This window comes from Chthonobacter rhizosphaerae (assembly GCF_013839525.1).
GTDB classification, from domain to species: domain Bacteria; phylum Pseudomonadota; class Alphaproteobacteria; order Rhizobiales; family Pleomorphomonadaceae; genus Chthonobacter; species Chthonobacter rhizosphaerae.
In genome coordinates this window covers 130,444-157,409 of the sequence record NZ_JACDIS010000005.1, presented here as the reverse complement: position 1 = coordinate 157,409, position 26,966 = coordinate 130,444, and the positions used below count along the sequence as shown (strand labels likewise).

At 70.5% G+C, this 26,966-nt stretch carries 28 protein-coding genes and 1 tRNA gene; 10 read left to right on the top strand and 19 right to left on the bottom strand.

Annotated elements, in window-relative coordinates:
* Positions 1–4: 4 nt before the first annotated feature.
* Positions 5–2,407, bottom strand: a complete 2,403-nt coding sequence (gene ppsA / locus HND91_RS10850; RefSeq protein ID WP_181706587.1) for a phosphoenolpyruvate synthase — start codon at positions 2,405–2,407, stop codon at positions 5–7.
* A gap of 174 nt (positions 2,408–2,581) precedes the next feature.
* Between ppsA and HND91_RS10845 the strand changes: the two genes are divergently transcribed.
* Positions 2,582–2,785 carry a hypothetical protein gene (locus HND91_RS10845; protein ID WP_181706586.1) on the top strand — a complete coding sequence of 68 codons (204 nt, stop codon included), beginning with the start codon at positions 2,582–2,584 and terminating at the stop codon, positions 2,783–2,785.
* An 82-nt stretch (positions 2,786–2,867) separates the two neighbouring features.
* Here the strand turns inward: HND91_RS10845 and HND91_RS10840 are convergent, their stop codons facing one another.
* The 5 genes from HND91_RS10840 to HND91_RS10820 all read right to left on the bottom strand — a co-directional run bounded on the left by HND91_RS10840 (position 2,868) and on the right by HND91_RS10820 (position 6,842).
* Positions 2,868–3,467 carry a GNAT family N-acetyltransferase gene (locus HND91_RS10840; RefSeq protein WP_181706585.1) on the bottom strand — a complete coding sequence of 200 codons (600 nt, stop codon included), beginning with the start codon at positions 3,465–3,467 and terminating at the stop codon, positions 2,868–2,870.
* Between the two features lie 14 nt (positions 3,468–3,481).
* Positions 3,482–4,804 carry a tetratricopeptide repeat protein gene (locus HND91_RS10835; protein WP_181706584.1) on the bottom strand — a complete coding sequence of 441 codons (1,323 nt, stop codon included), beginning with the start codon at positions 4,802–4,804 and terminating at the stop codon, positions 3,482–3,484.
* Between the two features lie 371 nt (positions 4,805–5,175).
* Positions 5,176–5,430 (bottom strand): DUF2312 domain-containing protein, encoded by a 255-nt coding sequence (locus HND91_RS10830; protein WP_181706583.1) that lies wholly within the window; start codon positions 5,428–5,430, stop codon positions 5,176–5,178.
* Positions 5,431–5,667: 237 nt separating this feature from the next.
* A complete protein-coding gene (locus tag HND91_RS10825; RefSeq protein ID WP_181706582.1) occupies positions 5,668–5,973 on the bottom strand; it encodes a DUF1244 domain-containing protein in 306 nt (101 codons plus the stop codon).
* Positions 5,974–5,993: 20 nt separating this feature from the next.
* Complete coding sequence (locus HND91_RS10820) at positions 5,994–6,842, bottom strand: N-formylglutamate amidohydrolase (RefSeq protein ID WP_181706581.1); 849 nt, start codon at positions 6,840–6,842, stop codon at positions 5,994–5,996.
* 143 nt (positions 6,843–6,985) lie between these two features.
* Here HND91_RS10820 and HND91_RS10815 point away from each other — a divergent pair, with 143 nt between their 5' ends.
* From HND91_RS10815 to pyk, 3 genes are all read left to right on the top strand, one after another.
* Positions 6,986–7,873, top strand: coding sequence for a DMT family transporter (locus tag HND91_RS10815; RefSeq protein ID WP_181706580.1), 888 nt, complete (start codon positions 6,986–6,988; stop codon positions 7,871–7,873).
* 208 nt (positions 7,874–8,081) lie between these two features.
* Positions 8,082–8,633: a DUF1036 domain-containing protein gene (locus HND91_RS10810; protein WP_343057300.1), complete on the top strand. Its 552-nt coding sequence runs from the start codon at positions 8,082–8,084 to the stop codon at positions 8,631–8,633.
* Positions 8,630–10,066, top strand: a complete 1,437-nt coding sequence (pyk, locus tag HND91_RS10805) for a pyruvate kinase (RefSeq protein ID WP_181706579.1) — start codon at positions 8,630–8,632, stop codon at positions 10,064–10,066. The genes HND91_RS10810 and pyk overlap by 4 nt, the downstream gene beginning before the upstream one ends.
* Before the next feature lie 76 nt (positions 10,067–10,142).
* Here the strand turns inward: pyk and HND91_RS10800 are convergent, their stop codons facing one another.
* From HND91_RS10800 to HND91_RS10780, 5 genes are all read right to left on the bottom strand, one after another.
* Complete coding sequence (locus HND91_RS10800) at positions 10,143–11,135, bottom strand: alpha/beta fold hydrolase (RefSeq protein ID WP_181706578.1); 993 nt, start codon at positions 11,133–11,135, stop codon at positions 10,143–10,145.
* A gap of 49 nt (positions 11,136–11,184) precedes the next feature.
* Complete coding sequence (locus HND91_RS22705; RefSeq protein WP_246329419.1) at positions 11,185–11,889, bottom strand: tetratricopeptide repeat protein; 705 nt, start codon at positions 11,887–11,889, stop codon at positions 11,185–11,187.
* A 168-nt stretch (positions 11,890–12,057) separates the two neighbouring features.
* Positions 12,058–12,183 (bottom strand): type B 50S ribosomal protein L36, encoded by a 126-nt coding sequence (ykgO, locus tag HND91_RS10790; protein ID WP_075215160.1) that lies wholly within the window; start codon positions 12,181–12,183, stop codon positions 12,058–12,060.
* Positions 12,184–12,407: 224 nt separating this feature from the next.
* Positions 12,408–14,081, bottom strand: coding sequence for a methyl-accepting chemotaxis protein (locus HND91_RS10785; RefSeq protein ID WP_181706577.1), 1,674 nt, complete (start codon positions 14,079–14,081; stop codon positions 12,408–12,410).
* 96 nt (positions 14,082–14,177) lie between these two features.
* A complete protein-coding gene (locus HND91_RS10780) occupies positions 14,178–15,005 on the bottom strand; it encodes an aldo/keto reductase (RefSeq protein WP_181706576.1) in 828 nt (275 codons plus the stop codon).
* A gap of 197 nt (positions 15,006–15,202) precedes the next feature.
* Here HND91_RS10780 and HND91_RS10775 point away from each other — a divergent pair, with 197 nt between their 5' ends.
* Positions 15,203–16,192 carry a hypothetical protein gene (locus HND91_RS10775; RefSeq protein ID WP_181706829.1) on the top strand — a complete coding sequence of 330 codons (990 nt, stop codon included), beginning with the start codon at positions 15,203–15,205 and terminating at the stop codon, positions 16,190–16,192.
* Between the two features lie 17 nt (positions 16,193–16,209).
* Here the strand turns inward: HND91_RS10775 and HND91_RS10770 are convergent, their stop codons facing one another.
* Together HND91_RS10770 and HND91_RS10765 are read right to left on the bottom strand one after the other, a co-directional pair.
* Positions 16,210–16,833, bottom strand: a complete 624-nt coding sequence (locus tag HND91_RS10770; RefSeq protein WP_181706575.1) for a helix-turn-helix transcriptional regulator — start codon at positions 16,831–16,833, stop codon at positions 16,210–16,212.
* A 128-nt stretch (positions 16,834–16,961) separates the two neighbouring features.
* On the bottom strand, positions 16,962–17,900 hold the full coding sequence (locus tag HND91_RS10765; RefSeq protein ID WP_343057299.1) for a ribokinase: 939 nt from the start codon (positions 17,898–17,900) through the stop codon (positions 16,962–16,964).
* Here HND91_RS10765 and HND91_RS10760 point away from each other — a divergent pair.
* Both HND91_RS10760 and HND91_RS10755 read left to right on the top strand, forming a co-directional pair.
* Positions 17,893–18,744: a GntR family transcriptional regulator gene (locus HND91_RS10760; RefSeq protein ID WP_246329418.1), complete on the top strand. Its 852-nt coding sequence runs from the start codon at positions 17,893–17,895 to the stop codon at positions 18,742–18,744. The genes HND91_RS10765 and HND91_RS10760 overlap by 8 nt on opposite strands.
* A 168-nt stretch (positions 18,745–18,912) precedes the next feature.
* The gene (locus tag HND91_RS10755) at positions 18,913–19,338 is read left to right on the top strand and encodes a winged helix-turn-helix domain-containing protein (protein ID WP_181706574.1); all 426 of its coding nucleotides are present in this window, start codon (positions 18,913–18,915) and stop codon (positions 19,336–19,338) included.
* A 4-nt stretch (positions 19,339–19,342) separates the two neighbouring features.
* Here HND91_RS10755 and modC read toward each other — a convergent pair whose 3' ends face one another.
* Both modC and modB read right to left on the bottom strand, forming a co-directional pair.
* Positions 19,343–20,449, bottom strand: a complete 1,107-nt coding sequence (gene modC, locus HND91_RS10750; protein ID WP_181706573.1) for a molybdenum ABC transporter ATP-binding protein — start codon at positions 20,447–20,449, stop codon at positions 19,343–19,345.
* Positions 20,446–21,144 carry a molybdate ABC transporter permease subunit gene (modB, locus tag HND91_RS10745; protein ID WP_181706572.1) on the bottom strand — a complete coding sequence of 233 codons (699 nt, stop codon included), beginning with the start codon at positions 21,142–21,144 and terminating at the stop codon, positions 20,446–20,448. The genes modC and modB overlap by 4 nt, the downstream gene beginning before the upstream one ends.
* Positions 21,145–21,419: 275 nt before the next feature.
* Here modB and HND91_RS10740 point away from each other — a divergent pair, with 275 nt between their 5' ends.
* Both HND91_RS10740 and HND91_RS10735 read left to right on the top strand, forming a co-directional pair.
* Positions 21,420–21,998: a GNAT family N-acetyltransferase gene (locus HND91_RS10740; RefSeq protein WP_181706571.1), complete on the top strand. Its 579-nt coding sequence runs from the start codon at positions 21,420–21,422 to the stop codon at positions 21,996–21,998.
* Between the two features lie 354 nt (positions 21,999–22,352).
* The gene (locus tag HND91_RS10735) at positions 22,353–23,051 is read left to right on the top strand and encodes a hypothetical protein (RefSeq protein WP_181706570.1); all 699 of its coding nucleotides are present in this window, start codon (positions 22,353–22,355) and stop codon (positions 23,049–23,051) included.
* 99 nt (positions 23,052–23,150) lie between these two features.
* Here the strand turns inward: HND91_RS10735 and HND91_RS10730 are convergent, their stop codons facing one another.
* The 4 genes from HND91_RS10730 to cpdR form a co-directional block, all read right to left on the bottom strand.
* Positions 23,151–23,300 carry a DUF1127 domain-containing protein gene (locus HND91_RS10730; RefSeq protein ID WP_181706569.1) on the bottom strand — a complete coding sequence of 50 codons (150 nt, stop codon included), beginning with the start codon at positions 23,298–23,300 and terminating at the stop codon, positions 23,151–23,153.
* Positions 23,301–23,747: 447 nt separating this feature from the next.
* Positions 23,748–24,806: an SGNH/GDSL hydrolase family protein gene (locus HND91_RS10725; protein ID WP_181706568.1), complete on the bottom strand. Its 1,059-nt coding sequence runs from the start codon at positions 24,804–24,806 to the stop codon at positions 23,748–23,750.
* Between the two features lie 327 nt (positions 24,807–25,133).
* A tRNA-Val gene (locus HND91_RS10720) sits at positions 25,134–25,208 on the bottom strand.
* A 181-nt stretch (positions 25,209–25,389) separates the two neighbouring features.
* The gene (gene cpdR, locus HND91_RS10715; protein WP_181706567.1) at positions 25,390–25,752 is read right to left on the bottom strand and encodes a cell cycle two-component system response regulator CpdR; all 363 of its coding nucleotides are present in this window, start codon (positions 25,750–25,752) and stop codon (positions 25,390–25,392) included.
* Positions 25,753–25,998: 246 nt separating this feature from the next.
* On the opposite strand from cpdR, the gene HND91_RS10710 reads away from it, so the two are divergent.
* Positions 25,999–26,895: an N-formylglutamate amidohydrolase gene (locus tag HND91_RS10710; RefSeq protein WP_181706566.1), complete on the top strand. Its 897-nt coding sequence runs from the start codon at positions 25,999–26,001 to the stop codon at positions 26,893–26,895.
* The last annotated feature ends 71 nt before the right edge of the window (positions 26,896–26,966 follow it).

Sequence of the window (26,966 nt, the reverse complement as noted above, 5' to 3'; positions counted from 1 at the left end):
CCCGTCAGCCGCTCCGGCCGGCGGCGTCCGCCTCGGCCTCCGCGATCTTGCGCTTCACCGCCACGAAGCTGTCCGGCGTCACCGAGATGGAATCGATGCCGCGCGACACCAGGAAGGCGGCGAACTCCGGATGGTCGCTCGGCGCCTGGCCGCACAGGCCGATCTTGGCGCCGGCCGCCTTGGCGGCATCGATCACGTGGCCGATCATCCATTCGACGGCGGGATCCTGCTCGTCGAAGAGCGCGGCGAGATCCCCCGCGTCCCGGTCCACCCCCAGCGTCAGCTGGGTGAGGTCGTTGGAGCCGATCGAGAAGCCGTCGAAGCGCTCGGCGAAGGCCTCCGCCAGCACCACGTTCGACGGGATCTCGCACATGACGAAGACCTTGAGGCCCTTGTCGCCGCGCACGAGTCCCTCCTCGGCCATGACGGCGAGCACCTTGTCGGCCTCCGCCGGCGATCGGCAGAACGGGATCATCACCACCACGTTGTCGAGGCCGATCTCCTCCCGCAGCTTGCGGATGGCCCGGCATTCGAGCGCGAAGCCGTCCCGGTACCGGTCCGAGTAGTAGCGCGATGCGCCCCGGAAGCCGATCATCGGGTTCTCCTCGCGCGGCTCGAACTGCGCGCCGCCGACGAGGCCGGCGTATTCGTTGGTCTTGAAGTCGCTCATGCGCACGATGACCGGCTTCGGATACTGGCTCGCGGCGATCTTGGAGAGCCCGCGCGCCAGCGCCTCGACGAAGAAGTCGGCCTTGCGGTCGTAGCCGCGGGTCATCTCCTCGATGGTCCTCCGGGCATCCTCGTCGCGCAGCTCGGAGAAGCGCGTGAGCGCCACCGGATGGATCTTGATGGCGTTGCTGATCACGAACTCCATCCGGGCGAGACCGACGCCGTCGGCCGGCAGCCGCCACCAGCGGAACGCGCTGGCCGGGTTGCCGATGTTCAGCATCAGCTCCGTCCGCGTGCGTGGCAGCGCGTCGAGCGCCACCACCTCGGAGGTGAACGCGCCGGCGCCGTCGTAGACGACGCCCTGGTCGCCTTCCGCGCACGAGACCATGACGATCTGGTCGTCGTGGAGGATCCGCGTCGCATCCCCGGCGCCGACGATCGCCGGCAGGCCGAGCTCCCGGCTCACGATGGCCGCGTGGGAGGTGCGCCCGCCGTGGTCGGTGACGATGGCGGCGGCCCGCTTCATGATCGGCACCCAGTCGGGATCGGTCGTACGGGTCACCAGGATGCAGCCGTCCGGGAAGTCGGCGATGTCCTTGGCGTCCTCGATAACCCGCACGCGCCCGCTCACCACCGCGTCGCCGATGGCGAGCCCGCGGATCAGCTCCGGCCCCTTCCCGGTGAGCGCATAGGTGCGGATCTCGCCGCCTGACGTGCGGGACTGAACGGTCTCCGGCCGGGCCTGGACGATGAAGAGGTCGCCGCTCTCCCCGTCCTTGGCCCATTCCATGTCCATCGGGCAGCCGTAGTGCCGCTCGATCTCCGCGGCCCAGCGGGCGAGGAGCAGGATCTCCGGGTCGGACAGCACGAAGCTCTCCCGCTCGGCGCGGGACGTCGGCACCTCGCGGACGGGCCGGGCCTCGCCGCTGGCGTAGATCATCTTCACCGCCTTGGCGCCCAGGCGCTTCTCCAGGATGGGCGCGACGCCCTCCCGGTCGAGGAGCGGCTTGAACACCACATAGCCGTCCGGGTCCACCCGGCCCTGCACCACGGTCTCGCCGAGTCCCCAGGCGGCGTCGATCAGCACCACCTTGTCGAAGCCGGTCTCCGTGTCGATGGAGAACATCACGCCCGACCCGCCGCGATCCGACCGCACCATCTTCTGGACGCCGATCGAGAGGGCGATCTGCAGGTGGTCGAAACCCTTGGCGATGCGGTAGCTGATCGCCCGGTCGGTGAAGAGCGAGGCGAAGCAGCGCCGGCAGGCGTCGAGCAGCGCGTCCTCGCAGCGGATGTTGAGGAAGCTCTCCTGCTGCCCGGCGAAGCTGGCGTCCGGCAGGTCCTCGGCCGTCGCGCTGGAGCGCACCGCCACGTCCGTCTCGGCGACGCCATAACGAGCCGACAGGGCGCGATACCGGCCGCGGATCTCGTCCGCCATCGCGGCCGGCCAGGCGCCCTTCAGGAAAGCCGCGCGGATCGCCGCCCCGGCCGCCGCGAGATCGCAGTCGCCGGCCTCGAAGGCCGCGATCCGGTCGCGGATGACCGGCGCGAGCCCGTTCGCCTCCACGAACGCCCGGTAGGCGGACGCGAGCGTCGCGAAACCCGCCGGCACCCGGATCCCCCGGCCGCCGAGCGTGCGCACCATCTCGCCGAGCGAGGCGTTCTTGCCGCCGACGCTGGCCACATCCCCGCGGCCCACGTCTTCGAACCAGGTCGTGTGAACGGTTGCTTCCGACATCGGACATCTCCCCTTCTTCAGAAGGAGATACGCCCCGCGCGGCGGGTCCACATTGTTCGAGATCAAGCACCGCGGCTGTTCCGCGCCCTGGGACACGGGCCGACGGCCTGCGGGACAAGGAACAAAGATCCGGCGACGCGGCTTCGTTCGGCGGAGCGAACTGCGGAGCGCGTGTTGACCGAGGCTTACATCTTCGTCACGTCGATCATCTGGCTCAGCCTGGGCGCCCTGCTTTCGCTTCCGGATCTGTCGCCGAACGCCATGCTGCAGAACGGCATCGCCATCACCTTCATCCTGGGTGGTGGCGTGTTGCTGGTGATTTCCCTCGTGCTCCGGGCGATCGGGCTGAGCAGGCGATCGAAGGAGCCCTCGTCCTGATCAAAGGCGAGTGCGCGGCCGCGCCGTTCGCGACACGACCGCTTTCCGGCTGGGTTTTCGCCGGCAGGTCGGCACCCTTGCATCAGCCCCTGCCCGCCGTTCGGGCAGGGCGCCACATGGCCAGGATTTCCGGATAGCCCGGAGCCTCCACGATGCCGACGATCTCGAAGCCGTTGCGGGCATAGAGCGCGGCATTTCGCCGGCTCGTCGCCTCCAGGTAGACCGGGAGGTCCGCGGCGTCGGCGCGTTCGAGGCCGCGTCGAAGCAGCGCGCCGCCGATGCCGCACCCGGTCGCCTCCGGCCGGACGCCGATCCAGGGCAGGTACCAGTGCGGCTCCGTCGGGTGGAGACCGGCCTGGATCTCGAAGCCCGCCATCAGCATGTGGAACCGGTCCGGCGAAACGGTCGCCGCGAGATGCTCGACGACCGCTTCCCCGTCGGGCTCGAGCCCGGGCGGGTACCAGAGGGCGGCGGCTCCCCGCTCGGGATCGCAGTCGGCGGTGCCGACCTCGAAGGCGCGCCCGCCGAAGGCCGTCAAGAAGCCCGGAAAGTGGCGCCGGTACTCGTGCTCGTCCGGATAGATCGCCCGAACGGCGGGGTCGTTCGCGAAGGCCGCGACGAGGATGTCGACGGCGGTGGTTCGCGCCGGCAGGGCCGGCGCTTCGACGAGAAGGTCATGCATGAGATCCGCTCCCGTCAGGCCGCCAGGGCCCGGGCCCGTCGGACGAAGAGTTCGCTGAGCGGGCTGTCGTGGCGCCGCTCCGCGCGTTCGGCGGCGAAGGCCATGGCCATTTCGGGCTCGCCGGACCGGATGGCGGCCTCGATCAGCGTAAGGTCGAGGACGTCCCGTTGGGCGTGGCTGCCGCCGAACGTGGCGGCGATCGAGCGCACCGGGCGCAGGAGCGCGACGACGCGTCGGTAGTCGCCGTCGCCGAAGGCGATCAGCGCCCTGACCACCGGCTCGCCGACCTTGGCGATGAAGTCCGCATTGTCGCCGCCCCGCGCCTTCGCGTCCTCCTGCCCGGCGAGAACGGCGAGCGCCGCGTCGCGCCGGCCCGCTCCGACGAAAGCCATCACCGCATGGGCGTCGTTGAACGCATAGGTGCCGCTGGTGGCGATCGGCGCCCAGTTGTCCGCCACGGCCGACCAGCGATCGCCCAGGTCGATGCCTCTCAGGTGGAGCCGCCAGAGGAGCGCCGAGGCGTCCACCATGTCGAGAACCACGCCGGATCTGGCGCCGTAGATCTCCCGGTCGAACAGCGCGAGCACCGCGTCGGTCTCGCCGCGCTCCAGATGGTAGAGCGCCAGGTGCCACCAGTTGTGGACCTGGAAGAAGCTGTCTCCGGTCCAGCCGTCGTTCGACCGCATCCACGCGATGCCGTCGGCGCTGCGGTTCTGCATCTCCAGCACATGGGCGACCGCATGCTGCGACCAGCCGTCGTGACGCTCGAGGTCCACGCCGCGACGGCCCTCCGCCTCCGCGCGGGCATAGTCGCCGGTCTCCTCCAGGCCGAAGGCATGCATGCCGAGGAGCGAGTGGTAGCCCGGCATCGCGGCATCCCAGTGCGGCAAGGCGCGGGCGATCCGGTCGCGCAGCATGCGGCTGTGGCCGGTGAAGAAGTCGATCTGATGCCCCACGAGGAGGCCGAGCGCGTCGCGCGGGGCGGCGATCGTGACGTCTTCCATGACCCGGCTCGCCGCATGCCAGCGGCCGTCCACCAGGTGGCCGATCGCCGCGAGATGGCCCTTTTCGCGCTCGGTCGCCTTGAGCGTCCCGGCCGCGTCCAGGGCGGAGCGGGCCACCGGCAGGCCGCCCGGTTCCGTCCCGAGCAGATGCAGCCAAGCCTTCAGGGCGTGCGCCATCACGAAGTCCGGGCTCTCCTCGATGGCGGCGTCCACTTCGGCGACGGGATCGCCGCGGTAGCACTGCAGGAGCCTGACGGCCGCCTCGTAGCGGGCCGCGCTCGTCTCTGTCGCGCCGGTGAGCGCAAGGCCCAGGCTGTCGGTCACGAATGTCATGCGCCTCTCCTCTGATCGCAGGAGGCCGATCCGCCGAGGATCGCCTCATGCCTCAAAGGCGTGAGGTGCCGCCTCACAGCGTGAGGCAGCCTTGTCGGACAGGTGTGAGGCGCCCATGTCGATCTCGTGGCGCGGCACCGTCACGGGTGGGGAAGGTCAAGGATGGATGCGCCGCTTCAACGCCACGGGGGTCTGCCGACCGCCGCCGACCGGTCAAGATGACGAGATCCCGCACGAGGGCGTCGGCGACGGACCGGGCTTGAGCCCCGCGGCGGCGCGCCGACGACGGCGACCCGCCACGGCCGAGCGGAGATCGCTCCGGGGCCGCCGCGAGCGCCCGGCGGCGCTTCCGCAGGACCTCCGGACCGACATCACGCCATTCCGAGAGCGCTCTTGTAGAGCTCCAGGATCGCCTCTTCCTCCTCGCGCTCGTGCGGCTCCTTGGCCCGCAGGCGCACGATGGCGCGGATCGCCTTCACGTCGTAGCCCCGGCCCTTCGCCTCGGCGTAGACGTCGCGCACGTCGTCGGCGATCGCCTTCTTCTCTTCTTCCAGGCGCTCGATGCGCTCGACGAACTGCTTCAGCTCGTCGGCGGCGACGCCGGTGTCTGCTACTTCCGCGACCATGACGATCGACCTTTCCTGTCGGCTGGCCGGCCGCCCGAACGGGGCCGGTCAAAGGGATGGATACGGCGAGGGGTCCGGCGCGCCCGAGCCGATCCTCTCGGCAGGGATCTGCGACAGGATCGAACGTTCGTCCGCCAAGCCGGCAAGCGCCGTCCTCTCAGCCGTGTGCGGCCGGCGTGGTTAACATTCCGTCACCGAGACGTCCATCCGCCCCCGGTCGCCGCGTCGCCGCGAGGATCAATGTTGCGGGCGGTTCTTCTCGAACGACGAGATCTGGTCGGGCGAGGCCTCGCGCTGGTTCTTCGCCTGCCATTCGGCGTAGGGCATGCCGTAGACGATCTCGCGACTCTCGTCCTTGGAGAGCGGCAGGCCGCGGGCCTCGGCGGCGTCCTTGTACCAGTTGGCGAGACAGTTGCGGCAGAAGCCGGCGAGGTTCATCAGGTCGATGTTCTGCACGTCGGAGCGGCTGGAGAGGTGCTCCAGCAGCCGGCGGAAGGCGGCGGCCTCCAGTTCGGTGCGGGTCTTGTCGTCGATCTCGGGCATGACGGGCCTCCTGTCGGGGGTCAGGCGCCGGCGCCGTTTCGGGTCGCCGGAAGCGGAATGGGTGGCCGGCGGGGATTGTGGTCGGAGCGCGAGCCGTAGTGCCGCACGCTCCGCACCGCCGGGTCGGCGAGGATGGGCTCGATGTGCCGCCAGAGCCGGTCGCCCCAGGCGGCCGCGCCCTCGTCGGTCGCGATCAGGTCCTGGCGAATCTCCACCAGCGTGTGGGCCAGCCCCCGCCGGGTGGCGTGCTGGTGGAGCGTGTCGTTCTTGAGAGCGCCGTCATAGGGCTCGTTGTCGCCGACCAGGACGCCGGGCTCGGACGCGAGCCCGGTGAAGAGCGGCGCGCTCACCCGGTCGTCCAGATCCCACAGCAGCGTCACGTGCCAGGGGCGCGGCACGCCCTTCCAGAAGGGCGTGAACGAATGGATGGACACGATGGCCGGCACGATGCCGCGGGCCGCCGCCTCGTCGAGCCGCGCCGCGATCGCCTGGTGATAGGGTCGGTGAAAGGCCTCCAGCCGGCGCCGGCGCTCCGCCGCGTCCGCCCGCGCGTTGCCCGGCACCACGGCGCCGTCCGAGAGCCGCATCACCAGGGTCGGGTCGTCCTCGCCCCGGTTGGGATCGATCAGCAGGCGCGACACCCGCGTGAGAAGAGCCGGCGCGCCGGAGAGCGCCGCGAGACGGCGGGTGACGGCGGCCGCCCCGATGTCGTAGGCGATGTGCCGGTCGAACTCTGCGGCGGGAAGGCCGAGGTCGCCGTACTCCGGCGGCAGCGCGTTGGAAGCGTGGTCGCAAAGGAGCAGGAGGCCGGTGCCGAGATCGCCGGCGATCTGCTCGACGGGGTCGAAGGGTGATGTCGGTCCGGTCACGGCGCATGCTTCCTGTTCGGTCCGGCGGACAATAGGCAGTCTCGCCGGGGCTTGCCAGACCTTCTCGCCGCGCGCACCATCCGCGCCTTCCTGGCGGCCTCCCCGGCCGCCGTCGTCTCCAGTTCCCGGTCGTTCAGCGTACCATGTCCCTGCCCCATACCGCCGCCAGGCCCTCCCCGCTCGCCAGCGCCTATGGCGCCCTGGTCCTCGGCGCCGTCGCCATGGGCGTCTCGCCCGTCATGGTCCGCCTCGCCGACGTGGGCCCCTACGCCAGCGCCTTCTGGCGCGTGGGCCTGGCGCTTCCGATCCTCTATCTGTGGGCGCGCAGCGAGGCCGGCAACGCCGCCATCGCGGCCGCCCTCCGCACGCCGGCCGTGCTCATCGCCGGGCTCCTGTTCGCCGGCGACCTGTTCTTCTGGCATCTCGCCATCGTCAACACCACGGTCGCCAACGCCACCTTCCTGGCCACCACCGCGCCCATCTGGGTGGTGCTCGGCTCGTGGGCGCTCATCGGCGAACGGGTGGAACGGCAGGTGATGGTCGGCCTCGCGCTGTGCGTCGCCGGCGGCGCCGTGCTCCTCGGCGGCAGCTACAGTCTGGCGCCGGAGCGGATCTGGGGCGACCTCTACGGCATCGTCACCTCCCTCTTCTTCGGCGGCTATTTCCTGGCCCTCCGGGTCGCGCGCCGCACGGTGGCGAGCGGCGCCGCCACCTTCGCCAGCACCGTGGTGACCGCGCCCGTGCTGCTCGCCGTCGCCGCCGTGCTGGAGCCGACCCTCTGGCCCGCGTCGCTCGGCGGCGTGGCGGCCCTGTTCGGCCTCGCCTTCATCAGCCATGCCGGCGGCCAGGGCCTTCTGGCCTTCGCGCTCGGTCACCTGCCGGCCGCCTTCTCGTCGCTGGTCATCTTCCTGGAGGCCGTGGCGGCCGCCCTCATCGCCTGGCTGGTGCTCGGAGAGACCCTCGGTCTGGAGCAGGCCATCGGCGGAAGCCTGATCCTGGGCGGAATCGTGATCGCGCGGCCGCGCGCGTGATATTTCGTAATGATGCTATGTACGGTCGCTCTCCGATTCGCCGGGGCGGCCCGCCGGGCCCGACCTGGAGGCGAACCTTGAACGTGGACTTCCATGCGGCTCCCGAATGGCCTCTCACCGATTGGCGCTTCGCCATGCCCCTCGGGCGGTTGACACCGCGCGACCCCTCACGCGATAAGACGGGCGCCTACGGATGACGTCGGTAAGGATGACGATGGTGGCGGCACGGACGGAGCGCGGTCTGCGCACCACGCTCGGACGATTGCTGGGGGCGGGCCGGGGCGGGGTCGGCCCGGGAACCATAACCTCGCGGATCCGTGCCGCTTTATGGCGCGCCGCGGCCGGCGGGGCGGTCCTGGTCGCCGCGACGGCGTTCGGCGCGACGACGGCGCAGGCGGACCTGCGCCTCTGCAACAAGACCAAGTCAACGGTGTCGGTGGCCATCGGCTACAAGGGCAAGGACGGCTGGCGGACCGAGGGGTGGTGGAACATCAAGGGCGAAGGGTGCGGCACCCTGCTGCCCGGCGCCCTCGGATCGCGGTACTACTACATCTATGCCGTCGACAGTCAGCGCGGCGGCGAGTGGGGCGGCAAGTCCTTCATGTGCACGAGACGCAAGATGTTCACCATCCTCGGCGTGGAGGACTGCGTCGCGCGCGGATACGAACGGACCGGGTTCTTCGAGATCGATACGGCCGAGCAGCGCAGCTGGACGATCCATCTCTACCAACCGACGAGAGAGGGGAACGGGTCTCGATGAGACGCAATCGCAAGGTCAAGATTCTCGCCACGCTTGGCCCGTCGTCCTCCGACGAGGACCAGATCAGCCGTCTCCATGTGGCCGGAGCGGACGTGTTCCGCATCAACATGAGCCACACCAACCACGACAAGCTGCGCGAACTCGTCACCAACATCCGCGCCGTGGAGACCCGCCACGGCCGTCCCATCGGCATCCTGGCGGACCTGCAGGGGCCGAAGCTGCGCCTCGGCACGTTCGCGAACGGCCCGCAGATGCTGACGATCGGCCAGCGCTTCAGCCTGACGAACGAGCGGGTCGACGGCGACGCCACCGCCGTCCACCTGCCCCATCCGGAGATCCTGGAGGCGCTCCGCCCCGGTCACCGCCTCCTGATCGACGACGGCAAGCTGCGCCTGAGGGTGATCTCCTGCGACGGCCAGGTGGCCGTGACCGAGGTCGAGATCGGCGGCAAGGTGTCGGACCGCAAGGGCGTCAGCCTGCCGGACACGATCCTTGCCACCGGCGCCCTGACGGACAAGGACCACGCCGACCTTCTTGCCGCCCTCGACGCGGACGTGGACTGGATCGCCCTTTCCTTCGTGCAGCGGCCCGAGGACGTGGCGGACGTGCGCAAGGTGGTGCGCGGCAAGTGCGGAATCATGTCGAAGATCGAGAAGCCCCAGGCGGTGGAGCGGCTCGACGAGATCATGGAACTGTCCGACGCCATCATGGTCGCCCGCGGCGATCTCGGCGTGGAGATGCCGCTGGAGGCGGTGCCGGGTATCCAGAAGCGCATCACCCGCGCCTGCCGCAAGGCCGGCAAGCCGGTGGTGGTCGCCACCCAGATGCTGGAGAGCATGATCCAGTCGCCGGTCCCGACCCGCGCCGAGGTGTCGGACGTGGCGACCGCCGTGTTCGAGGGCGCCGACGCGGTGATGCTGTCGGCCGAATCCGCCGCCGGCGCCTATCCGGTGGAGGCCGTCACCACCATGAGCCGGGTGGCCGAGGAGGTGGAGAAGAACGAATACTTCCTGTCCATCCTGAACGCCCAGCGGCCCGAGCCGCAGCAGACCGGCGCGGACGTGATCTCGTCCGCCGCCCGGCAGATCGCCGAGACGCTCGGCCTCGCCGCCATCGTGTGCTTCACGTCCTCCGGCGCCACCGGCATCCGCGCCTCCCGCGAGCGGCCCAACACGCCGATCATCGCGCTGTCGCCGAACCGCGCCATGGCGCGCCGGCTGGCGGTGGTCTGGGGCCTGCACTGCGTGGTCAGCGACGACGCCCGCAACCTTGACGATCTCGTGGACCGGTCCTGCCGGATCGCCTACCAGGAGGGCTTCGGCCGTCCGGGCCAGCGGGTGATCATCACGGCCGGCGTGCCGTTCGGCACCCCCGGCGCCACCAACCTCATCCGCATCGCCTTCATCGGGGCGGACGGGCTCGGCGGCATCTGACGCCTACCCGGCGACAGCGTCCCTCCCCCGCCATCTGACGCCGCCCTGGCGACGGAGTCCTCCCCCGCCCCGACGCTCAGCCGGCCGGCGAGCCTTTCCGCGACCCTTCGGCGGTCGCGAGCGCGCGCGCCGTCACCCGGTCGATGGCGGCCATCACGGCGTCCGGCCGGGTGTGGTGCGGCATGTGCCCGACGCCGGGCAGCACGACGAGTTCGGCTCCGGCGATGTCGCGCTTCAAACCTTGCGAATGGACGGACGGCCAGACCACCGCGTCCTGGTCGCCGGTGACGATCACCGTCGGCGCGGTGATCTCCGGGTAGCGCGGCGAGAGGGCGGTCACGTTCGCCTTCAGGTCCGCCACGTCCTCCGCGTTGGCGATGAAGCTTCGCGGCCGCAGCACCAGCTCCACGTGCGCGTCGTCGCGGTAGCGGTCCGGGACGGGCTCCGGCGCGAACACGCCGGTAGCCGCCCGCTCCAGCGCCAGCCGGCCGACCGGATAGGCGAGCGTCCAGGCGAACAGGCGGCCGACCACCGGGTGGGCGGCAACCGAATAGTACCAGGTCACGCCCCCCGGCCAGGGATGGGTGGCAGGCGCCACGAACACCAGGCCGGCCACCTTGTCCTTGTGGAGGACGCCGAGCGCCGCCACCACCGCCCCGCCCCAGGAATGACCGACGACGATGGCCCGGTCGATGCCGAGATGATCGAGAAGGCCGGCCATCAGCCGGGCCTGCGCCGCCGGAGCGGCGAGACGGCGGCTCGGCCGATCGGAATGGCCATGTCCCGGGCGGTCCACGTAGACGACGCGCCGGCCCGCCAGATGGCGGCCGAGCGCCGTCCGTGGCTCGTTCAGATTGCCGCTCGCCCCGTGCAGCACCAGCACCGGCGGACGTGGCCGCGCCTCCGGCTGGCCCGGACCCGTATCGAGATAGTGAAGCCGAACGCCGTCGATGGTCGCATAGGCGCCGACCGACGCCAGGGTGCGGTCGAGTTGATGCTGGCCGAACGCCGTATAGCCCACGAGGGCGAGCACGATCGCCAGAACGGCGGCGGCCACGGCGGTCAGCATGGAGACGTCGTCAGCATGGAAACCTGGCCATTCGCCGGCTCCCGCCTGGTCAGATCCGCCGCCCGGCGGCGGTCTCGTCCAGCTTGGCGAGCGCCTCCTTGACGGCGTCGAGTTGCGGCGCGATCGCGAGGGCCCGGCGGTAGATGTCGCGGGCCCGCTCCGGCTCGTCCAGTTCGGCCAGGATGGCGCCGAGCCCGGTCATCGCCCCGAAGTGACGGGGCTGCAGGGCGAGCGTGCGGCGGATGTCGCCCATGGAGCGCGTGTAGTCGTCCAGCATGTAGTAGACTGTCGCGCGGCGGTTGTAGGCCTCCGCGAAGTCCGGCTTCAGCACGACCACGTCGTCCAGGAGATCGAGGGCGGCCGGATAGTTCTTGGCGGCGATCGCCTGGTCGGCCCAGCCCATCAGGAGGTCCACGGTGGAACTGCCGCTCTCGTTGAAGATGCGCAGGATCCGCTGCTCCAGCGGATGGGCCTCCATCTTGGTCTTCGCCTGCGCGAGTTGCTCGAACAGCGGGTCGAGTTCGACGGCCGGGTCGACCGCGAGGGCCGACTTGGCGGCGCGGTCGCTGGTGGCGGGACCGCGTCGGCCGGCGCCGGGGCTGAGCCGATCGAGGCGCGGCTCCCCGGCCTGGGGAGCGCCGCCGGGCGCCGAAGGGGCGGCCGTCTGGCCGGCGGCGGGAGCGGCGGCGATGACACCGGCGAGTGCCGCGACAAGGAGGACGTGCCTGAAGGCGGGGCGTACGAACGAAATCATGCCGGGAAGATAGTCCTCCCGGCATGCCGCGTCGAGATCATCGACAGAATGTGAAGTCGGCGCACCGCGATCGGCCGCCCCGGCGTCGGCCGGAAACAAGGAAGACCGCCGCCGCGGCTCGTGTCCGATCCAGCCGGGCCGGATCGCCGCGAACCGGGCCGCCGGGGCTTAGCCCTGGCGCGCCTTGTAGCGCGGGTTCTTCTTGTTGATGATGAAGATGCGGCCCTTGCGGCGCACCAGGCGGTTGTTCCGGTCGCGGCCGAGAAGGGACCGCAGCGAGTTCTTGATCTTCATGGGTACGTTCCCTTCCGAACCCACGAACCGGCGGCGGAGCCGCGCCTCGTCAGAGGCGGCGCGCTACTCATCCTCAGTTCGACCGGATCCGATCTGTTGATGAAACGGGCGGGCGCGTGACGCCCCATGCCCGAAGTCGCGCGGACCATAAGGACGAGACGGTCCGATGTCAATTGCGCGGCACGGCGGAATTCCGAAGGGTTCCGCCGCGCCGGCCGGCCCGATCAGGCCGCGCGCACGCTCGTCAGGAAGCTGTCCAGCTTGGCCTGGAGATCGCCCGCCTTCGCGCCGAGCGTGGTGGCCTGCGCCAGGAGTTCGCGCGACGCGGACCCGCTGCGCAGCGCCGTCGCCTGCACGTCCTGGATGACCGTGGCCACGTGGCCGGCGCCGCCGGCGGCGTCCTGGATGCGGCTCGCGATCTCGCCCGTGGCGGCGTTCTGCTGTTCCGCCGCCGCGGCGACCGCGCCCGTGATCCCGTCCAGCGTGGAGATGCGGGCGGAGATGTCCGCGATCCGGCTCACCGTCCGGGCGGTGGCGGTCTGGATCGCCGTCATCTGCGCCTCGATGTCCTGGGTGGCCTTGGCGGTCTGGTTGGCGAGCGCCTTCACCTCGCTCGCCACCACGGCGAAGCCGCGTCCGGCGTCGCCCGCGCGCGCCGCCTCGATGGTCGCGTTGAGCGCCAGGAGGTTGGTCTGCTCGGCGATCGCCTGGATCATGGCCACGATCACGCCGATCCGGCTCGTGCCGTCGGCCAGCGCCTTCACCTCCTCGTCGGTCGCGCGCGCCTCGCCCACGGTCTCGCTGATGAGGCCGGACGCGTCGGTGATCTGGCGGCCGATCTCGGCGATCGACGCCGAGAGTTCCTGCGAGGCGCCGGCCACGGCCTGGACGCTGCCGGAGGTCTGCTCGGAGGCGCTTGCGACGCTCGCCGAGCGCTGCGAGGTGGCTTCCGCGTCCGCCGCCAGCGTCTCGGCCGCGGCGAGCAGCGTGCGCGACGACTGGGCGACCTGGTCGATCAGGTCGCCGACCTCGCTGCGGAAGCGCCGGGTCAGTGCGTCCGTGTCCTGGCGGCGCTGCTCCACCGCGTCGGCCTCGCGCCGCCGCTGGTCGGCGCGCAGGTCCTCGGCGGCCTTCAGGGCATCGCGCAGGCGCTCGACCGTGCGCCACAGGCGGCTGATCTCGTCTCGGCCGATCCGGGCCGGGATGGAGGCGTTGAAGTCGCCCTCGGACACCCGCTCCAGGACGCCCGTCACCGACGTCAGCGGTCGCGAGATGGTGCGCAGCCCGATCCAGGACGCGACGCCAGCGCCCGCCAGGATGCCGATGGCCGCGACCAGCACGATCACCGTCGCGCGCTCCGAACGGAAGGCCGCAAGGTCCGCCGTCACCTGGTCCAGGTGCGCCCGGTCGTCGGTGACCAGCGCGTCCACCGCCGCCTGGAACTGCTTGCGGTTGGCGCGATTCGCCTCGTTGTTGCCGAGCGCGCTGGCGGCGGCCGGCGATTCGGCCTCGCCGAGGCGCGCGACCTCGGACCGGAAGGTCACGAACGACTTGGCCTCGGCGACCACCGAATCGAAGGCAGCCGCTCCCTCCGCCGGAACCAGCGGACGCCAGGAGTCCAGGTGGCTCTCGATCGTGCCGAGCGTCTTCCGCAGACCCGCGGCGAACGGAGCCGCCTCCGCGGTGGACGAAGCGGCGTAGATGCCGCGGGAATCCATCACGGCGGCGGTCACGAGGCGGTTCAGGTGCTCGCCGTTCCAGGCGCGAACGGAGGCGTCCTGCAGGCGCCGGACCTCCGTGTCGTAGGCGCCCATGGACAGGAGCGCGAGGCCGGCGATCGAGGCGGCCACCATGCCGAGCACTGCCACGATCGCGTAGAGTTTGGTTTGAATCGTCACGTCCGGAACTCCTGAGCACATTTCGTTTCGGACCGTGCCAGTCGTCCGTAAATGACAAGATAATCAGAGACTTTTTACACTATGAATGATCGACGCTTATTTCGTCCAGTCGGGCGCGAGGTCGGCCGGCGACACGAGCCGCCCGGTCGGTGAGCCGATCCGGTTGATGGCGTGCATCTCGTCGTCCGTCAGTTCGAACGAGAACACATCCAGGTTGCCCCGCATCCGCTCCTCGCCGGACGCCTTCGGGATGGCGATCACGCCGGGCTGCTGGATCAGCCAGCGCAGGGTCACCTGCGCCGGGGTGATCTTGCGCAGGTCCGCGATGCTGGAGATGGTCGGCTCGTCCACGATTCGCCCCTGGGCCAGAGGCGAATAGGCTGTCAGCGCCATCTTGTGCCGCCGCAGCGTTTCCAGGAGCGGCGTCTGGTCGATGAACGGGTGGTATTCCACCTGGTTGGTGGCAAGTGTGCCGCCCGAGGCGGCCGCCGCGCGGTCCACCTGCTCCCGGTTGAAGTTCGAGATGCCGATGCCGCGCGTGTAGCCCTTCTCCCGGGCGGCCACCAGTTGCTCGACGGCCTCCTCGAGGGTCGTCTCGAACTTCGGCCAGTGGATCAGGAGGAGGTCCACCCGGTCGAGGCGCAGCTTGCGCAGGCTCTCCTCCACGGAGGCGAGCATGCGATCCGGATGGGTGTTGTCCGGCCAGACCTTGGTGGTGACGAACAGCTCGTCACGCGGAAGGCCGGCCGCCGCGATGGCGGCGCCCACGTCGGCCTCGTTGTCGTAGATCTGCGCAGTGTCGAGATGGCGGTAGCCGACGGCGAGCGCCTGTTCGACGATGGCGCGGCTCCCCTCCCCCTTCACCTTGAAGGTGCCGTAACCGAGAGCGGGTATCTTGAGGCCGTTGGCGTCGACGTCGAACATGAACATCTCCTGTTTGGGGAGCCGGTGGCGGGCTTTGGTTTCCGGGCTGTCCGGTGGGGAACGCACGGCCGGTTGATCGGGTTCGCTTTTCGCTGCCGACGGAAAGGACCGTCACGGTTCCGCCCGCCCCCGGCCATGTTCGGGTGCTATGGGGGACGGAAACGCCGGACGTCGGATCACGCCGGATTGGAGAGACCATGCGGGCCTGGACCGCCGCCCTGATCGGATGCACTTGCCTGGTGGCCGCCTCGCCCGCGGCCGCCCAGTGGTGGAACCCGTTCGACGAAGGGCCCGACTATCGCGAGCCGCCGGTCATCTATGAGGAACCGCCGCCGGTCTACGCGCCGCCGCCCGGCTACTACGAGGCGCCGCCGCCGGGCTACGGCCCGCCGCCGGGCTTGAGCAACCGCCGCCCGCTGCCGCCGGCGGACGTTCCCTATTCCGACGAACTGGACGCGAGGGGCATCGAACCGGGTTATGGCCGGGATCGTGACCTGCCGTCTGGCCGCTACATCGTCCGCCCGGACGAGGGCGACCTGCCGCCGGAGGACTACGGCTATCCGGACGCCGACGGCCGGACCGGCGATCCTTACGCCGACGACGATGTCTATGGCCGCGAGGAGCCCTACGGCCAGCGGCTGGAGGACGCCGGCCGACCGGCGGAGCCGGACACGCGCCGCAGCCAGGCTTTCTCCTACGACGCGCTCGACGCCCTCGCCCGCTACGCGCCCGCCAAGAAGGCCGCGGTGGCTCTCAACGACGCCTTCCGCAAGGCCGCCGCAATCCGGACGGCCAACACCTTTCTGATCAGCGTCTCCGCCCGCCCGGCCACCGGCGCGACGGTGAGGACCGTGGACCGTCTTCTCGGCATCGACGTGTCGGACGCCGCCACGACGGCCCTGCCCCCCGCCGGCACCCAGGTGGAGCGGCCCGAGGCCGGCGACCTCGATCCGGCGGCGGACGAGGCGATCCGGCGGATCGAGGACTACGCGAGGGACAAATCCGACGCGGCTGCGGCGCGGGACGACGCGGCGGCGAAGGCCGCCGAGGCGCGGCTCGCCGAGGCGGTCGCCGGGGGCCTCGACGCCGTGGCGATCGCCGGGCTCGACGCCTACCTCGGCCTCGGGGAGGACCCCGCCCTGGTGGAGGCGCCGACGCCGGAGCGCGACGAGCGGATCGTCCGCTGATCCGCCCCTCCCCTCCCTCAGGGCGATTCGGCGGACTTGAGCAGCGCCACCAGCGCGCCCTGGTGGCGCGTGCCGGTCTTGCCGAAGATGCGCGCCAGATGGGTCCGCGCCGTGTTGATCGAGATGCCGTTCTCGGCGGCGGTCTCGGCCAGCGAAAGGCCGCGCATCAGCGCGTCGGCCGTCCTCACCTCGGCACGGGTCAGCCCGAACAGGGCCTTCATGGTGTCCGGATCGGACGGCGCGCGGAGCGGGCGCAGGATGAGCGCCGCCCCGTGATGGGGATCGGAGAAAGGCCGGAGGTTCGCCGGTAGGTGTTTCACATGGACCGCGATGGCCGGCAGGCCGCCATGCTCCGGAACGAGCATCGCTCCGTCCTTCGGCTGCGGTCCGTCCATGGCCTGGCGAATCAGGATTTGCAGTCTCGCGCCGCACTCCACGGGAAGCGCCGACAGCCTGCCCGAAGCAAGGACCAGGGCGCAGTCCTGTCGGCTCATCAGGAGTTTGGCTTGCGTGTTGGCGTATGTGACCTCGGATCGGCGGTCGACGATCACCACTCCCGCGGCCAGGAGGTCGAACGCGCCAAAGCAAGACGCATGAGTCGGGCATGTTTCGAAGTCACCGAATGCGTCTGCTAAAATCATGAAGATCGCTCCCAGGAACGCCGAACCTGTCGGAATTCACTATAGTTTACAGGCGCATTAGTTCGCAATGGTAACAGACAATGCTCCACGTTGAAAGATCCAAAAACAATCCAAACTCCCACCGCTGATCAAGGTGCCGCGGTGCTTGACAGGTAGGATTGAAGGTCGGCGGTGGTCGGCAGGGCGCCGAGCACGCCGAAGCGCCGCACCACCAAGGCGCCGCAAGCTGCGCCCCGTACGAGCGCGTCAGCCGGCGCGAGCCCCTCCGCGAGCGCGGTCGCGAAACCGGCCGTGAAGGCGTCGCCCGCCCCAATGGTGTCGACGACCGGCACCGGAAACGCCGGCTGCCACAAGGGCGGCTCGTCCGGCCTGTGGAGAACCGCCCCTGCCGCTCCGAGCGTGACCAGCAGCATTTCGACCCCGCATGCGAACAGGCGGGAGGCGACGCCGCCCGCGACCGCCTCGATCGGCCCCACCTCGCCGTCGCCCGCCATGTGGTGGAGTTCCGTCTCGTTCACGACCAGGATGCTCGTCGTGCGCAGAAGAGCCTCGCTGACCGGCCGATAAGGCGATGGGTTCAGGAGGGTGCGAACGCCCGCCGCCCGGGCCAGGCGAAAGGCTGCGACAATCGGTCCGTCCTCGATCTCGAATTGCGCCAGCACCAGATCGGCGGCCGAAAGTCTTGGCGCCGCCGATACGACATCCTGTTCGGATAGAAAACTGTTTGCGCCAGGAAAGACGGCGAGGCAATCCTCCCCGCCCGTCGTCACGAATCCGATTCCCGCACCGGTCTGCGTAGGGTATTGTACGAGGATCCGGGCCGGAAGGCCTTCTTCGGCAAGCGCTTTTTCGGCGAGACCGGCGTGGAGGTCCGTGCCCACGGCCATCAGCCCATCGACCGACGCACCAAGACGGCGGGCCGCGACGAGAAGATTGAACCCCTTGCCGCCGGCTTCGATCGAGAAGGCGTGCGCCCTGAGAGACTCGCCCACCCGGGGCAACCGCGTTATCTGGGCGACGGAAGCGGCCACGAAGCTGGCCAGCACGAAGAGAGACGGATTGGACACGGACGCCCTTATCGATCCTGATGTCGCGGAAGAGACGGAGCTGGCGGTCGCCGGCCCCGACGACCTGGACTATAGCGCCGGCGCGCCCCTTTCGGCGTCGTCATTTTACGCGATGGTGACGGTCCGGGCGGACACGGCGCAGCCCATCTACCAGCAGCTGGAGCGGCAGATCGCGGCCCTCATCCAGGACGGCACCCTGCCGGCCGGCACGACCCTTCCGGCGGAGCGGCAGCTTGCCCAGCACCTCGGGCTGAGCCGGGCCACCGTGCAGCGCTGCTACCAGGCGCTCCGCCGCCGGCGGCTTCTCGGCGCCAACGGACGGCTCGGGTCCAGCGTCCAGGGACCCGCCAAGCCGCTCCAGACCGGCATGGACCGGCTGAAGAGCTTCACCGAGGAGATGCGGGAGATCGGCCGGGAGCCCTCCACCCGGGTCATTCGCCACGAGATCGGCGCCGCGCCGGACATCGCCGCCGTGTTCGGCCTGAAGCCGACCGCGCCCTTCCTGCATCTCGTCCGCGTCCGCTTCGGCGACGGCATCCCCATGTCGTTCGAGAAGGCCTGGTACAATCTGACCGCCGCGCCCGGGCTGCGCGCGGCAGATCCGTACGGCTCCATCTACGCCCAGCTGAAAGAGCGCTGCGGCCTTTCCCTCAGCTTCGCCGAGCAGACCGTGAAGGCCACCATGCCGGACGACGAGGCCGCCGGATGGCTGCAGTTCGACGACATGCTGCCCTGCCTGCTCCTGACGCGCCGCAGCTACACCGCCGACGAGGTGATGCTGGAATATGCGGTCGGGCTGTTCCGGGGCGACCTCTACACCTACAAGGTCCGCATGCGGACCTGACCGGCCCGCGCCCCTGTCGTTGGCGCCGACGATCCGCCCGCCGGCGAGTTCCGCGTCGCGCCCGGCCCGCTTGCACTGGCTTTTCGGATCTGGAGCGATTTCTTGTCGACCGGACGATTCCGTCAGGCCGGAAAGCGCTCTAGGCTCGCCGGCGTGGAGAGTTTCGTCATGAGCGCCGGCCGCCTGCTTCCCGATCCGACGTCCGAACAGCCTGGCCCGGCGCCCGTCTCCCGCTTGAAGCTGCGGGTGGACGTGGCCGGCGGCGGCCGGATCGGGCCCGGCAAGATCGACCTCGTCGACGCCGTCGCCCGCACCGGCTCCATCACGGCCGCCGGCCGCGAGATGGGCATGTCGTACCGGCGCGCCTGGCTGCTCCTCGACGCGCTCAACCGCATGTTCGACGAACCGGTGGTCACCACGTCCGTCGGCGGCGCCCACGGCGGCGGCGCGGTGGTGACGCCCTTCGGCCATGCCCTCGTCGCCGCCTACCGCGCGCTGGAGGATGACGCCGCCCGGGCCGCCGCCGACCGGCTGGGCGCAATTCTCGCCAAGGTGCGCCCCGATGGCGGCGCCACTGCCGGCGACGACGCCTGACCTTTCAACCCCGCCCGTCCGGGCCCGGTCCGCCGGCGGAGCGCTCGTCCACCGCCACGCTCTTGACGAGCGCGAACACCCGGTCGCCGACGTCCAGCCCCAGATCGTCGATTCCCATCCGGGTCGCCACCGCGGTCAGCGCCCCTCCGCCGGCCAGCGCCACGCCCACGGTCGCCAGCGGCCCGGCGTCCCGCACCACGCTCAGCACGGTCCCCTGCAGGGCCGTGCGGATCGTCACGTTGCGCGGCAGGCTGGTGGCGAGCGCCACGTCCGTGCCGCGCACCACCACGCGCACCTCCCGGCCCTCCCGGTCCACGCGGCCCGACAGCCAGATCGTGCCCGCCGGGTGGTGGACCGGCGTCATCCCGTAGGCGGCGTCGTGCGCCCCCGCGACCCCGGCAAGGACCGACGCGATGGCGAACCGGTTGCCCTCCAGCCCCCGCGCCGGGCGGAGCACGTCCGCCGGCGCGCCGACCGCCGTCACGCGGCCGGCCTCCAGCATCACCACCGTGGAGGCGAGCCGCGCCACCTCCTCCACCGCGTGGCTGACGTAGAGGATGGGAATGCGGAACTCGTCCCGCAGGCGCTCGACCAGAGGCAGCACCTCCATCTTCCGCCCCGTGTCGAGGGCGGCGAGCGGCTCGTCCATGAGCAGCAGCCGGGGCGAGGCGAGCAGCGCGCGGCCGAAGGCGACGCGCTGGCGCTCGCCGCCGGACAGGGTCGCCGGCCGCCGGTCGAGGAGCGGCCCGATGCCGAGCGTCTCCACCACCGGGTCGAAGGCGATGCGCCGCTGGCGCGCCGGCGCGAACATCCGGCCGAACAGGAGGTTCCGCCGCACCGTGAGGTGCGGGAAAAGGAGCGCGTCCTGGAACACCAGTCCCACTCGCCGCTTGTGCCGCGGCACGAAGACGCCGGCGTCCGTGTCGGTCAGCACCCGGCCCTCGGCCACGATCCGCCCCCGCGCCGGCCGGCGCAGGCCGGCGATCAGGTCGATCAGCGTCGACTTCCCCGATCCGGAAGGCCCGAACAGCGCCGTGATCCCGCCATCGCCCGTGAAGGCGGCCTCCAGGGTGAACGCGCCCTGCCGGTGCGTGACGTCGACCTCGATCATCGGCCGGCCCGGGTCGCCGCGCCCGCCCGGCGCGTCAGGAGTTCGGAAACGACGAGCGCCGTCAGGGCGATGACCACCGACACCACCGTCAGCCGCAGCGCTTCGGCGTCGCCATCCGGGGTCTGGGTCGCCGTGTAGATGGCGGCCGAGATGGTCCGGGTCTCGCCCGGGATGTTGGACACGAAGGTGATGGTGGCGCCGAATTCGCCGAGGGCCTTGGCGAAGGCGAGCACCGACCCGACCAGCACGCCCGGAAGGGCGAGCGGCAGGGTGACGAGGAGGAAGGTCGCCACCGGTCCGGCCCCCAGCGTGGAGGCGGCCTGCTCCAGCCGCTGGTCCACCGCCTCGATGGACAGGCGGATCGCCCGCACCATCAGGGGAAAGCCCATCACCGCGCAGGCGAGCGCCGCGCCGGTCCACCGGAACGAGAGCACGATTCCGAACGTGTCCGCCAGGAAGGCCCCGATCGGCCCGCGCCGCCCGAACAGGAGCAGCAGCACGTAGCCGGTCACCACCGGCGGCAGCACGAGCGGCAGGTGCACGATGCCGTCCAGCAGGGTCTTGCCCCGGAACCGGCCCCGCGCCAGCAGATGCGCCACCAGGATCCCGACCGGCAGGCTGGCGAGGGTCGCCACCGCGGCGATCTTCAACGAGAGGACGATGGCGGTCCACGCCTCGTCGGACAGATCCATCATCCCCGACCGCTCCCTCCGGACGCCCGCGAGCCTAGCCGAGACCGTCGGCCTGCGCGAGACGGCCGGCGCTCCCATGGCCCAGCCCGCGCTATTCCCAACCGTATATGCCGGCAGGCCGTGACGGCCAAGCCCTCGGCCCGAACCGCTCCGCCGGCCGCGAGGCGCATTGCTGCGATGCGAAAAGCGCGCTGGACGACGGCGGCCCTGTGGTGCACGGAGGTCGACGGGAGGTTTCCCGCGCCGGGAGGGGCGCCAGGACACCACTCGGACAGGACATGTCGGAACATCATCGCTTCGCGGGCCGATTGCGCAAGCTGCAGAAACCGGACGCGGATCTTCTTCGGACCTTCTATCTCGGCCTCGACGCCGAAACCCGCCGGTCCCGCTTCCATGCGGCCGTGGCCGACGATTTCGTCGCGCGCCATGCCGCCATGCTGATCGCGGACGCGGTCGTCTATGGCTTCTTCCTCGGCGACGCGCTGGTCGGCGTCGGCGAACTCATGCTGCCGCAGGACCGGTCCGGCGGTCTCGCCGAGGCCGCCTTCGTGGTCGCGCCGCAGGCGCGGCGGCGCGGCATCGCCACCCGCCTCATGAGCGCCGTTCTGCGGTCGGCCGCGAACCGACGCTGCCGCACGCTCTCCATCGTGTCGCTGCGGGACAACTGGGCGATGCGCAAGATCGCGTCCAACCTCTCGGCCCGCCTGTCCATCGCGTTCGACGCGCTGGAGGCGGAGATCGCCGTGCCGGCGCCAACAGCCCTCTCGGTTCTCCGGGAAGCGATGGCGGACGTCTCGGACACGCTGGTGTCCCTGGCGGAGGACGCCGGAAACCGTCGTCAGGCCGCGCCGGCCTGAGCGGAGGCGCGCGGACCATGAACGCAGAAACGCCCGCGCGGGACATCCGGGCGGGCGTTACTGCGTCAGCACCAAACCAATGGCCAGGAGATCCGGACCGTCGAGGGAAACGGGCCGGGACGAGACGCTCGAGGCGTGAGGGACACTCTCTTGCGAGGAAGGCGGCGGGCGGATCGACCTAGGGATATCGGAACCGCGCCGGGCCGCCGTCCTTTCTGGCTGAACCCAGAATGCCGCCGGGTGCGATGCGGGACCAGTTACAAATCATCCACGTTTTGTTGAGGAGCCCGGTTGAGAAAGGGGCGCCGCGTCGGCCAAGGTCCGACGGACGATTCGGGATGGAGCCGCAACCGCGTGTCGACCTGGCGGGCAGAACGGAACGAGCGCGCGCTGGCGCGTCTGGACAAGAGTCTCACCCGTCCCCTGCCGCCGGGCGTCATGGGACACGCTCTCCGCCAGTCCCTGATCCCGCCGACGCCCCGGGCCATCGTGGAGAGCTACTGGCGCCACCATCCTTTGCGGGCGGACGTCCTCGCCCGCGCGCTCGCGGCGCGGTCCGGCGCACCGGGCGACTGGTCGTGGCGGATCGGGACGGACGGCGTGCCGACCAGCTTCCGCCTGCCGCCGGCGCCGTTCCGCGAAGCCGCGCACGACCGCGGCCCGGGCGCCTGCGTGGTCTGCGGCCAGCCTGTCTATCGCTGGGGATGGCACGCCGACCTCTGGGGCGACGGAGGCGTCAACCGCAACGCGACCTGGCACGCGTGCTGCGCCGCCGCCTGGAAGGTCTGGACCGCGCCGAGCGACCAGGTCGCGGCCCTGAAGCGCCGGCAGCGCCACCGCTGTGCCGAGACGGGCAAGCGCCTCCTGAAGTCCGCCGAGGTGGACCACCGCGTGCCGCTGTTCGAGGTCTGGCGGTCGCGGCGGCACGAGCCTTGGCCCGTGCTCCTCGGTTATTGGGGCGTTCCGAACCTGCAGGTCATCAACCGCGCCGCCCACGTGGAGAAGTGCGCGCGCGAGGCCGGCGCCCGCAGCCTTGCCGCCCGGTCGGACTGACCCGCCCGCCACCCCGCGCGGCGCGCGGGTCCTCACAACGCAAAAGCCCCGCTGCGGGCGGGGCTTCATGATCGGCTCTCGACGGGCCGGCGGATCGCCTCAGAGGGCGCGGCCGCGGGCGACCGCCTCGATGTCCATCGGGCGCAGCCCGATGTCGTCGAGTTCGCGGGGGCTCAGGACCGAGAGCTTGTCGTAGACCTTGCGATAGGAGTGATACGCCTTCAGACGGCGAGCGATGGAGCGGAACATGGGAGTGTCACCGACGTGTTTTGACCGGTTGGTGAAACTTATCTAGCGACCCGACCTGCCTCAATGAAGAGCAGATTCTGCAACACCGTTGTGCACTGCGTGCATGGGATGTGCAGGTCGTGGTCACGCTTACGGAAAAGGCAGGCCTGCCGCCGCGCACGGGCGGTGTCGTCCGGCGCCGGAACGGAGGGATTCGGCGATCACGGCCGCCGCTTCGGCGAAATCGCCGGGAATATGTCCCGACGCCCCGCGTTTGGGAGGACGTGGTCAGCACCACCGGCCGGTATCATTGCTCCGGTTCGCGACAGATCATTGCCTGTTTGCGTCCCCGCCGCTCCGACCCTGTCGGGGCGGCGGTTTTGCTCGGGCCTTCATGTCGGCGGATCCTGCCGCACTGCACGCGGGACCTGATGCCGGAGGCGGACGCTCATCCACCCCGGCCGCCGTTCACTCCGCCGTCCAGCCGAGATCGGCCGCGATCGCCTCGGCCAGGATGTCCGCCATCCTGGCCTGGGAGCCGACGTTCGGGTGCCAGCCGCAGCCGAAGCTCTCCTGGCTGATCACGAAGGACAGGAAGCGGACCGCCGTGTCGCCGTCCGCCCGGCGTGCGTCGGCCGCCGCCATCACGGCGTCTTCGGCGGCCGCCAGATCGTCGCCGGACAGCATGGGCCCGATGCCCAGGTAGATGGGCGCGGTCGGATAGCGGCTGCGGAGCCGGTCGAGAAGGGCGGCAAAGTCGGCCTGGAAGCGTTCAGGCCGGTGACCTCCGCTGAAGTCGTTCGTTCCGAGGTGCACCACCACGGCGTCTGCGTCCGTGCGGGCGGTCGGGCCGACCGGCACGCCGGCGTCCGTCGGCACGGCGCGGTCCATCAGCTTCGGCATCGTCTCGTCCGTGGTGCCGTCATAGTTCCGGGCGAGGCCCTTGCCGGTCGCCGCGAGGGTGATGACCTCCGCCCCGAAGCGCTTCGCCGCCACCGCCGCATAGCTCAGCGCATGGTTCTGGGTCTCCGGCGTGAAGGGACAGTCCATGCTGTCGCCCTCGACCCCGGAGCCGGTGGAGATGGAATCCCCGATCACCAGGATGTGCCGCTCCGGCCCGGTCCCGGGCAGGAAGGGGCCGTCGGATTTCGCCACCACCAACGTCGAATGCCAGAACAGGCCTTCGGTGAGCCGCGTCGCCCGCACCATGTGCTCGCCCTTCGGCAGGCCTTCGGCCAGCACGTATGTCTTCCGCCCAGGGTCGAGGTCCAGGCGGCGCGACTGGCCGTCCACCTCCACAAGGAGGCTGTTGTCGCCCGGATCGTCCAGGATCACCTCCACACGGGTGCCGTCGAACCGCAATTCGAACCCGCTGCCTGGCCAGCCGAACCGTCCCGCGAGCGGATCGACCTGTCCGATCCAGCGCGACGGCATGCGGACGCTTTCCGCCGAGGCCGCCGATGCGGCGAACAGACCGGCCGCGCAGGCGGCGGCGAGCACCGCCCGGTGAAATCCTGGATGATTCATGATTCTGCTTCGGCCCCGCAGGCCGCCTCTTCAAGCTCCCGGCCCGCCCACGCGCCGCACCGCGCCCGACCCGGCGTTCTGCGCGGACGCCGGACCGTGCACCGCCCAACCGGGACCGGCCTTCGCCAGCGGCGTCCGGCCCGGAGCGACCGTTCGCATCAAAAAATTCCGGAAGCGCTATGTCAACCGACGCGCCGCCACCCGCCGCGCATGCCTTCGGGGAGGCTTAACGGCCAACGGCCAACCGAGGACGCGCCGAGCTGCCGCTAGCCGACGGCACCGCGACCGCTTGTCAGGATCGTCGAAAGGGTCTGGACGGGGGCTGAATGGTGGGCGTGACAGGGATCGAACCTGTGACCCCTACGATGTCAACGTAGTGCTCTCCCGCTGAGCTACACGCCCGTCACCATTCTGCGGGGCCGCCCCGGGGGGCGGCGTGGCCGGGTGTATAACGGGGTTTATCCCCCGTGGCAAGGCCGTTGAACGCCTTTCCCGAACGACCCGCCGGACCTTCCGGAGTCCGCGCGGAACCGGCGCGGGCGGGTGTGGGGCGGCCGTGCCGGCGCGCCCCGTACCGTCGGTCTCAGGCGGCGGTCAGCATCTTCTCCACCTCGCGGACGAGGTCCTTCAGGTGGAACGGCTTCGACAGCACCTTGGCGTCCTTGGGCGCCTGGCTGTCCGGGTTCAGCGCCACCGCGGCGAATCCCGTGATGAACATGATCTTCAGGTCCGGATCGAGCTCGGTCGCCCGGCGGGCGAGTTCGATGCCGTCCATCTCGGGCATCACGATGTCCGTGAGCAGCAGAGTGAAGGGCTCTTCCCGCAGGCGCTCGTAGGCGCTCTTGCCGTTGTCGAAGGACACCACGTCGTATCCCGCGTTGTTGAGAGCCCGCGCCAGGAAGCGGCGCATGTCGTTGTCGTCTTCGGCAAGAAGGATACGATTCATCGGTACGTCCGAATGGTCCAGAACGGGAGGGAGCCGAATAGGCGCTGGCGTGATGCAAGTCATCTCATAGAGAGCCGTCGCGGTAAATATGGGGTAACCGGCCCGCCCCGTTGCGGAAAAGAGGTGCGGAACGCGCGGCGCGCTGGCGCCGTTCTCCGACCGTGTGGACAGGGCCGGCAGAACTTGGCACGATGCCCGTCGGACCGTGCGAGAGACATGGCGCGCGGGGCTTCAACCGGAGTGGGCATGCGCGTCGTCGCGGACTTCGTCACGGAAGCGCCCTTCGAGGTGACGGCGCCCGCCGACCAGACCCAGGCGTTCGTTTTCAATTCCCCCCATTCGGGCAACGCCTACCCGGTGTCCTTCCTGGAGGCGTCCCGGCTTGATTCGCGCCGGATCCGCCTGTCCGAGGACGCCCACGTGGACCGGCTGTTCGACCACGTGGTGCAGCGCGGCGCTCCCCTGGTGCGGGCGCACTTCCCGCGCGCCTACCTCGACGTGAACCGCGAGCCCTACGAGCTCGACCCGAAGATGTTCGCCGGCCGCCTGCCGTCCTATGCCAACATCCGGTCCATCCGGGTGGCCGGCGGGCTCGGCACCATCGCGCGCGTCGTCGCGGAGGCGGAGGAGATCTACCACGGGCCCATCGCCGTGGAGGAGGCGCTCGACCGGATCGAGGCCATCTACAAGCCCTATCACGCCCTGTTGCGCCGGGTGCTCGCCCAGACCCACGTGCGGTTCGGCGCCGCCGTCCTGATCGACTGCCATTCCATGCCGTCCAACGTGCGCGGCCAGGATCCGCGCACCCGGGCCGACTTCGTGCTCGGCGACCGCTACGGCACCGCCGCCTGCCGGGGCCTCGTGGAGCATGCGGCCGACCTCCTCACCGATCTCGGCTACACGGTCGCCGTGAACAAGCCCTACGCCGGCGGCTTCATCACCGAGCACTACGGCCGGCCCGCCAAGGGGCTGCACGCCCTCCAGATCGAGGTGAACCGGGGCCTCTACATGGACGAGCGCTCCTTCCAGGAGACCGCCGGCTTCCTGTCGCTGAAGGCGGACATCGCGCGTTTCGCGAACGCCCTCATGGACTATCCGGTCTCGGCCCTGGTGCCGACGCCCTCGCGCCTTGCCGCCGAATAGGCCCCGCGCCCGCTGTCGGGCCAAAAAAAAGGCCGTCGCGGTGCGGCGGCCTAAGTCTTAGGGAGGAAACG

Excerpts from the sequence above, each read along its gene's own strand:
- ppsA (WP_181706587.1), bottom strand. The coding sequence starts at position 2,407 with ATGTCGGAAGCAACCGTTCACACGACCTGGTTCGAAGACGTGGGCCGC.
- HND91_RS10725 (WP_181706568.1), bottom strand. The coding sequence starts at position 24,806 with ATGAATCATCCAGGATTTCACCGGGCGGTGCTCGCCGCCGCCTGCGCG.
- HND91_RS10825 (WP_181706582.1), bottom strand. The coding sequence starts at position 5,973 with ATGCCCGAGATCGACGACAAGACCCGCACCGAACTGGAGGCCGCCGCC.
- HND91_RS10770 (WP_181706575.1), bottom strand. The coding sequence starts at position 16,833 with ATGATTTTAGCAGACGCATTCGGTGACTTCGAAACATGCCCGACTCAT.
- ykgO (WP_075215160.1), bottom strand. The coding sequence starts at position 12,183 with ATGAAGATCAAGAACTCGCTGCGGTCCCTTCTCGGCCGCGACCGGAAC.
- HND91_RS10775 (WP_181706829.1), top strand. The coding sequence starts at position 15,203 with ATGCGGGCCTGGACCGCCGCCCTGATCGGATGCACTTGCCTGGTGGCC.
- HND91_RS10710 (WP_181706566.1), top strand. The coding sequence starts at position 25,999 with ATGCGCGTCGTCGCGGACTTCGTCACGGAAGCGCCCTTCGAGGTGACG.
- modC (WP_181706573.1), bottom strand. The coding sequence starts at position 20,449 with ATGATCGAGGTCGACGTCACGCACCGGCAGGGCGCGTTCACCCTGGAG.
- cpdR (WP_181706567.1), bottom strand. The coding sequence starts at position 25,752 with ATGAATCGTATCCTTCTTGCCGAAGACGACAACGACATGCGCCGCTTC.
- HND91_RS10835 (WP_181706584.1), bottom strand. The coding sequence starts at position 4,804 with ATGACATTCGTGACCGACAGCCTGGGCCTTGCGCTCACCGGCGCGACA.
- HND91_RS10840 (WP_181706585.1), bottom strand. The coding sequence starts at position 3,467 with ATGCATGACCTTCTCGTCGAAGCGCCGGCCCTGCCGGCGCGAACCACC.
- modB (WP_181706572.1), bottom strand. The coding sequence starts at position 21,144 with ATGATGGATCTGTCCGACGAGGCGTGGACCGCCATCGTCCTCTCGTTG.
- HND91_RS10815 (WP_181706580.1), top strand. The coding sequence starts at position 6,986 with ATGTCCCTGCCCCATACCGCCGCCAGGCCCTCCCCGCTCGCCAGCGCC.
- pyk (WP_181706579.1), top strand. The coding sequence starts at position 8,630 with ATGAGACGCAATCGCAAGGTCAAGATTCTCGCCACGCTTGGCCCGTCG.
- HND91_RS10810 (WP_343057300.1), top strand. The coding sequence starts at position 8,082 with ATGACGATGGTGGCGGCACGGACGGAGCGCGGTCTGCGCACCACGCTC.
- HND91_RS10730 (WP_181706569.1), bottom strand. The coding sequence starts at position 23,300 with ATGTTCCGCTCCATCGCTCGCCGTCTGAAGGCGTATCACTCCTATCGC.
- HND91_RS10780 (WP_181706576.1), bottom strand. The coding sequence starts at position 15,005 with ATGTTCGACGTCGACGCCAACGGCCTCAAGATACCCGCTCTCGGTTAC.
- HND91_RS10755 (WP_181706574.1), top strand. The coding sequence starts at position 18,913 with ATGAGCGCCGGCCGCCTGCTTCCCGATCCGACGTCCGAACAGCCTGGC.
- HND91_RS10800 (WP_181706578.1), bottom strand. The coding sequence starts at position 11,135 with ATGCTGACCGCCGTGGCCGCCGCCGTTCTGGCGATCGTGCTCGCCCTC.
- HND91_RS10830 (WP_181706583.1), bottom strand. The coding sequence starts at position 5,430 with ATGGTCGCGGAAGTAGCAGACACCGGCGTCGCCGCCGACGAGCTGAAG.
- HND91_RS10740 (WP_181706571.1), top strand. The coding sequence starts at position 21,420 with ATGTCGGAACATCATCGCTTCGCGGGCCGATTGCGCAAGCTGCAGAAA.
- HND91_RS22705 (WP_246329419.1), bottom strand. The coding sequence starts at position 11,889 with ATGATTTCGTTCGTACGCCCCGCCTTCAGGCACGTCCTCCTTGTCGCG.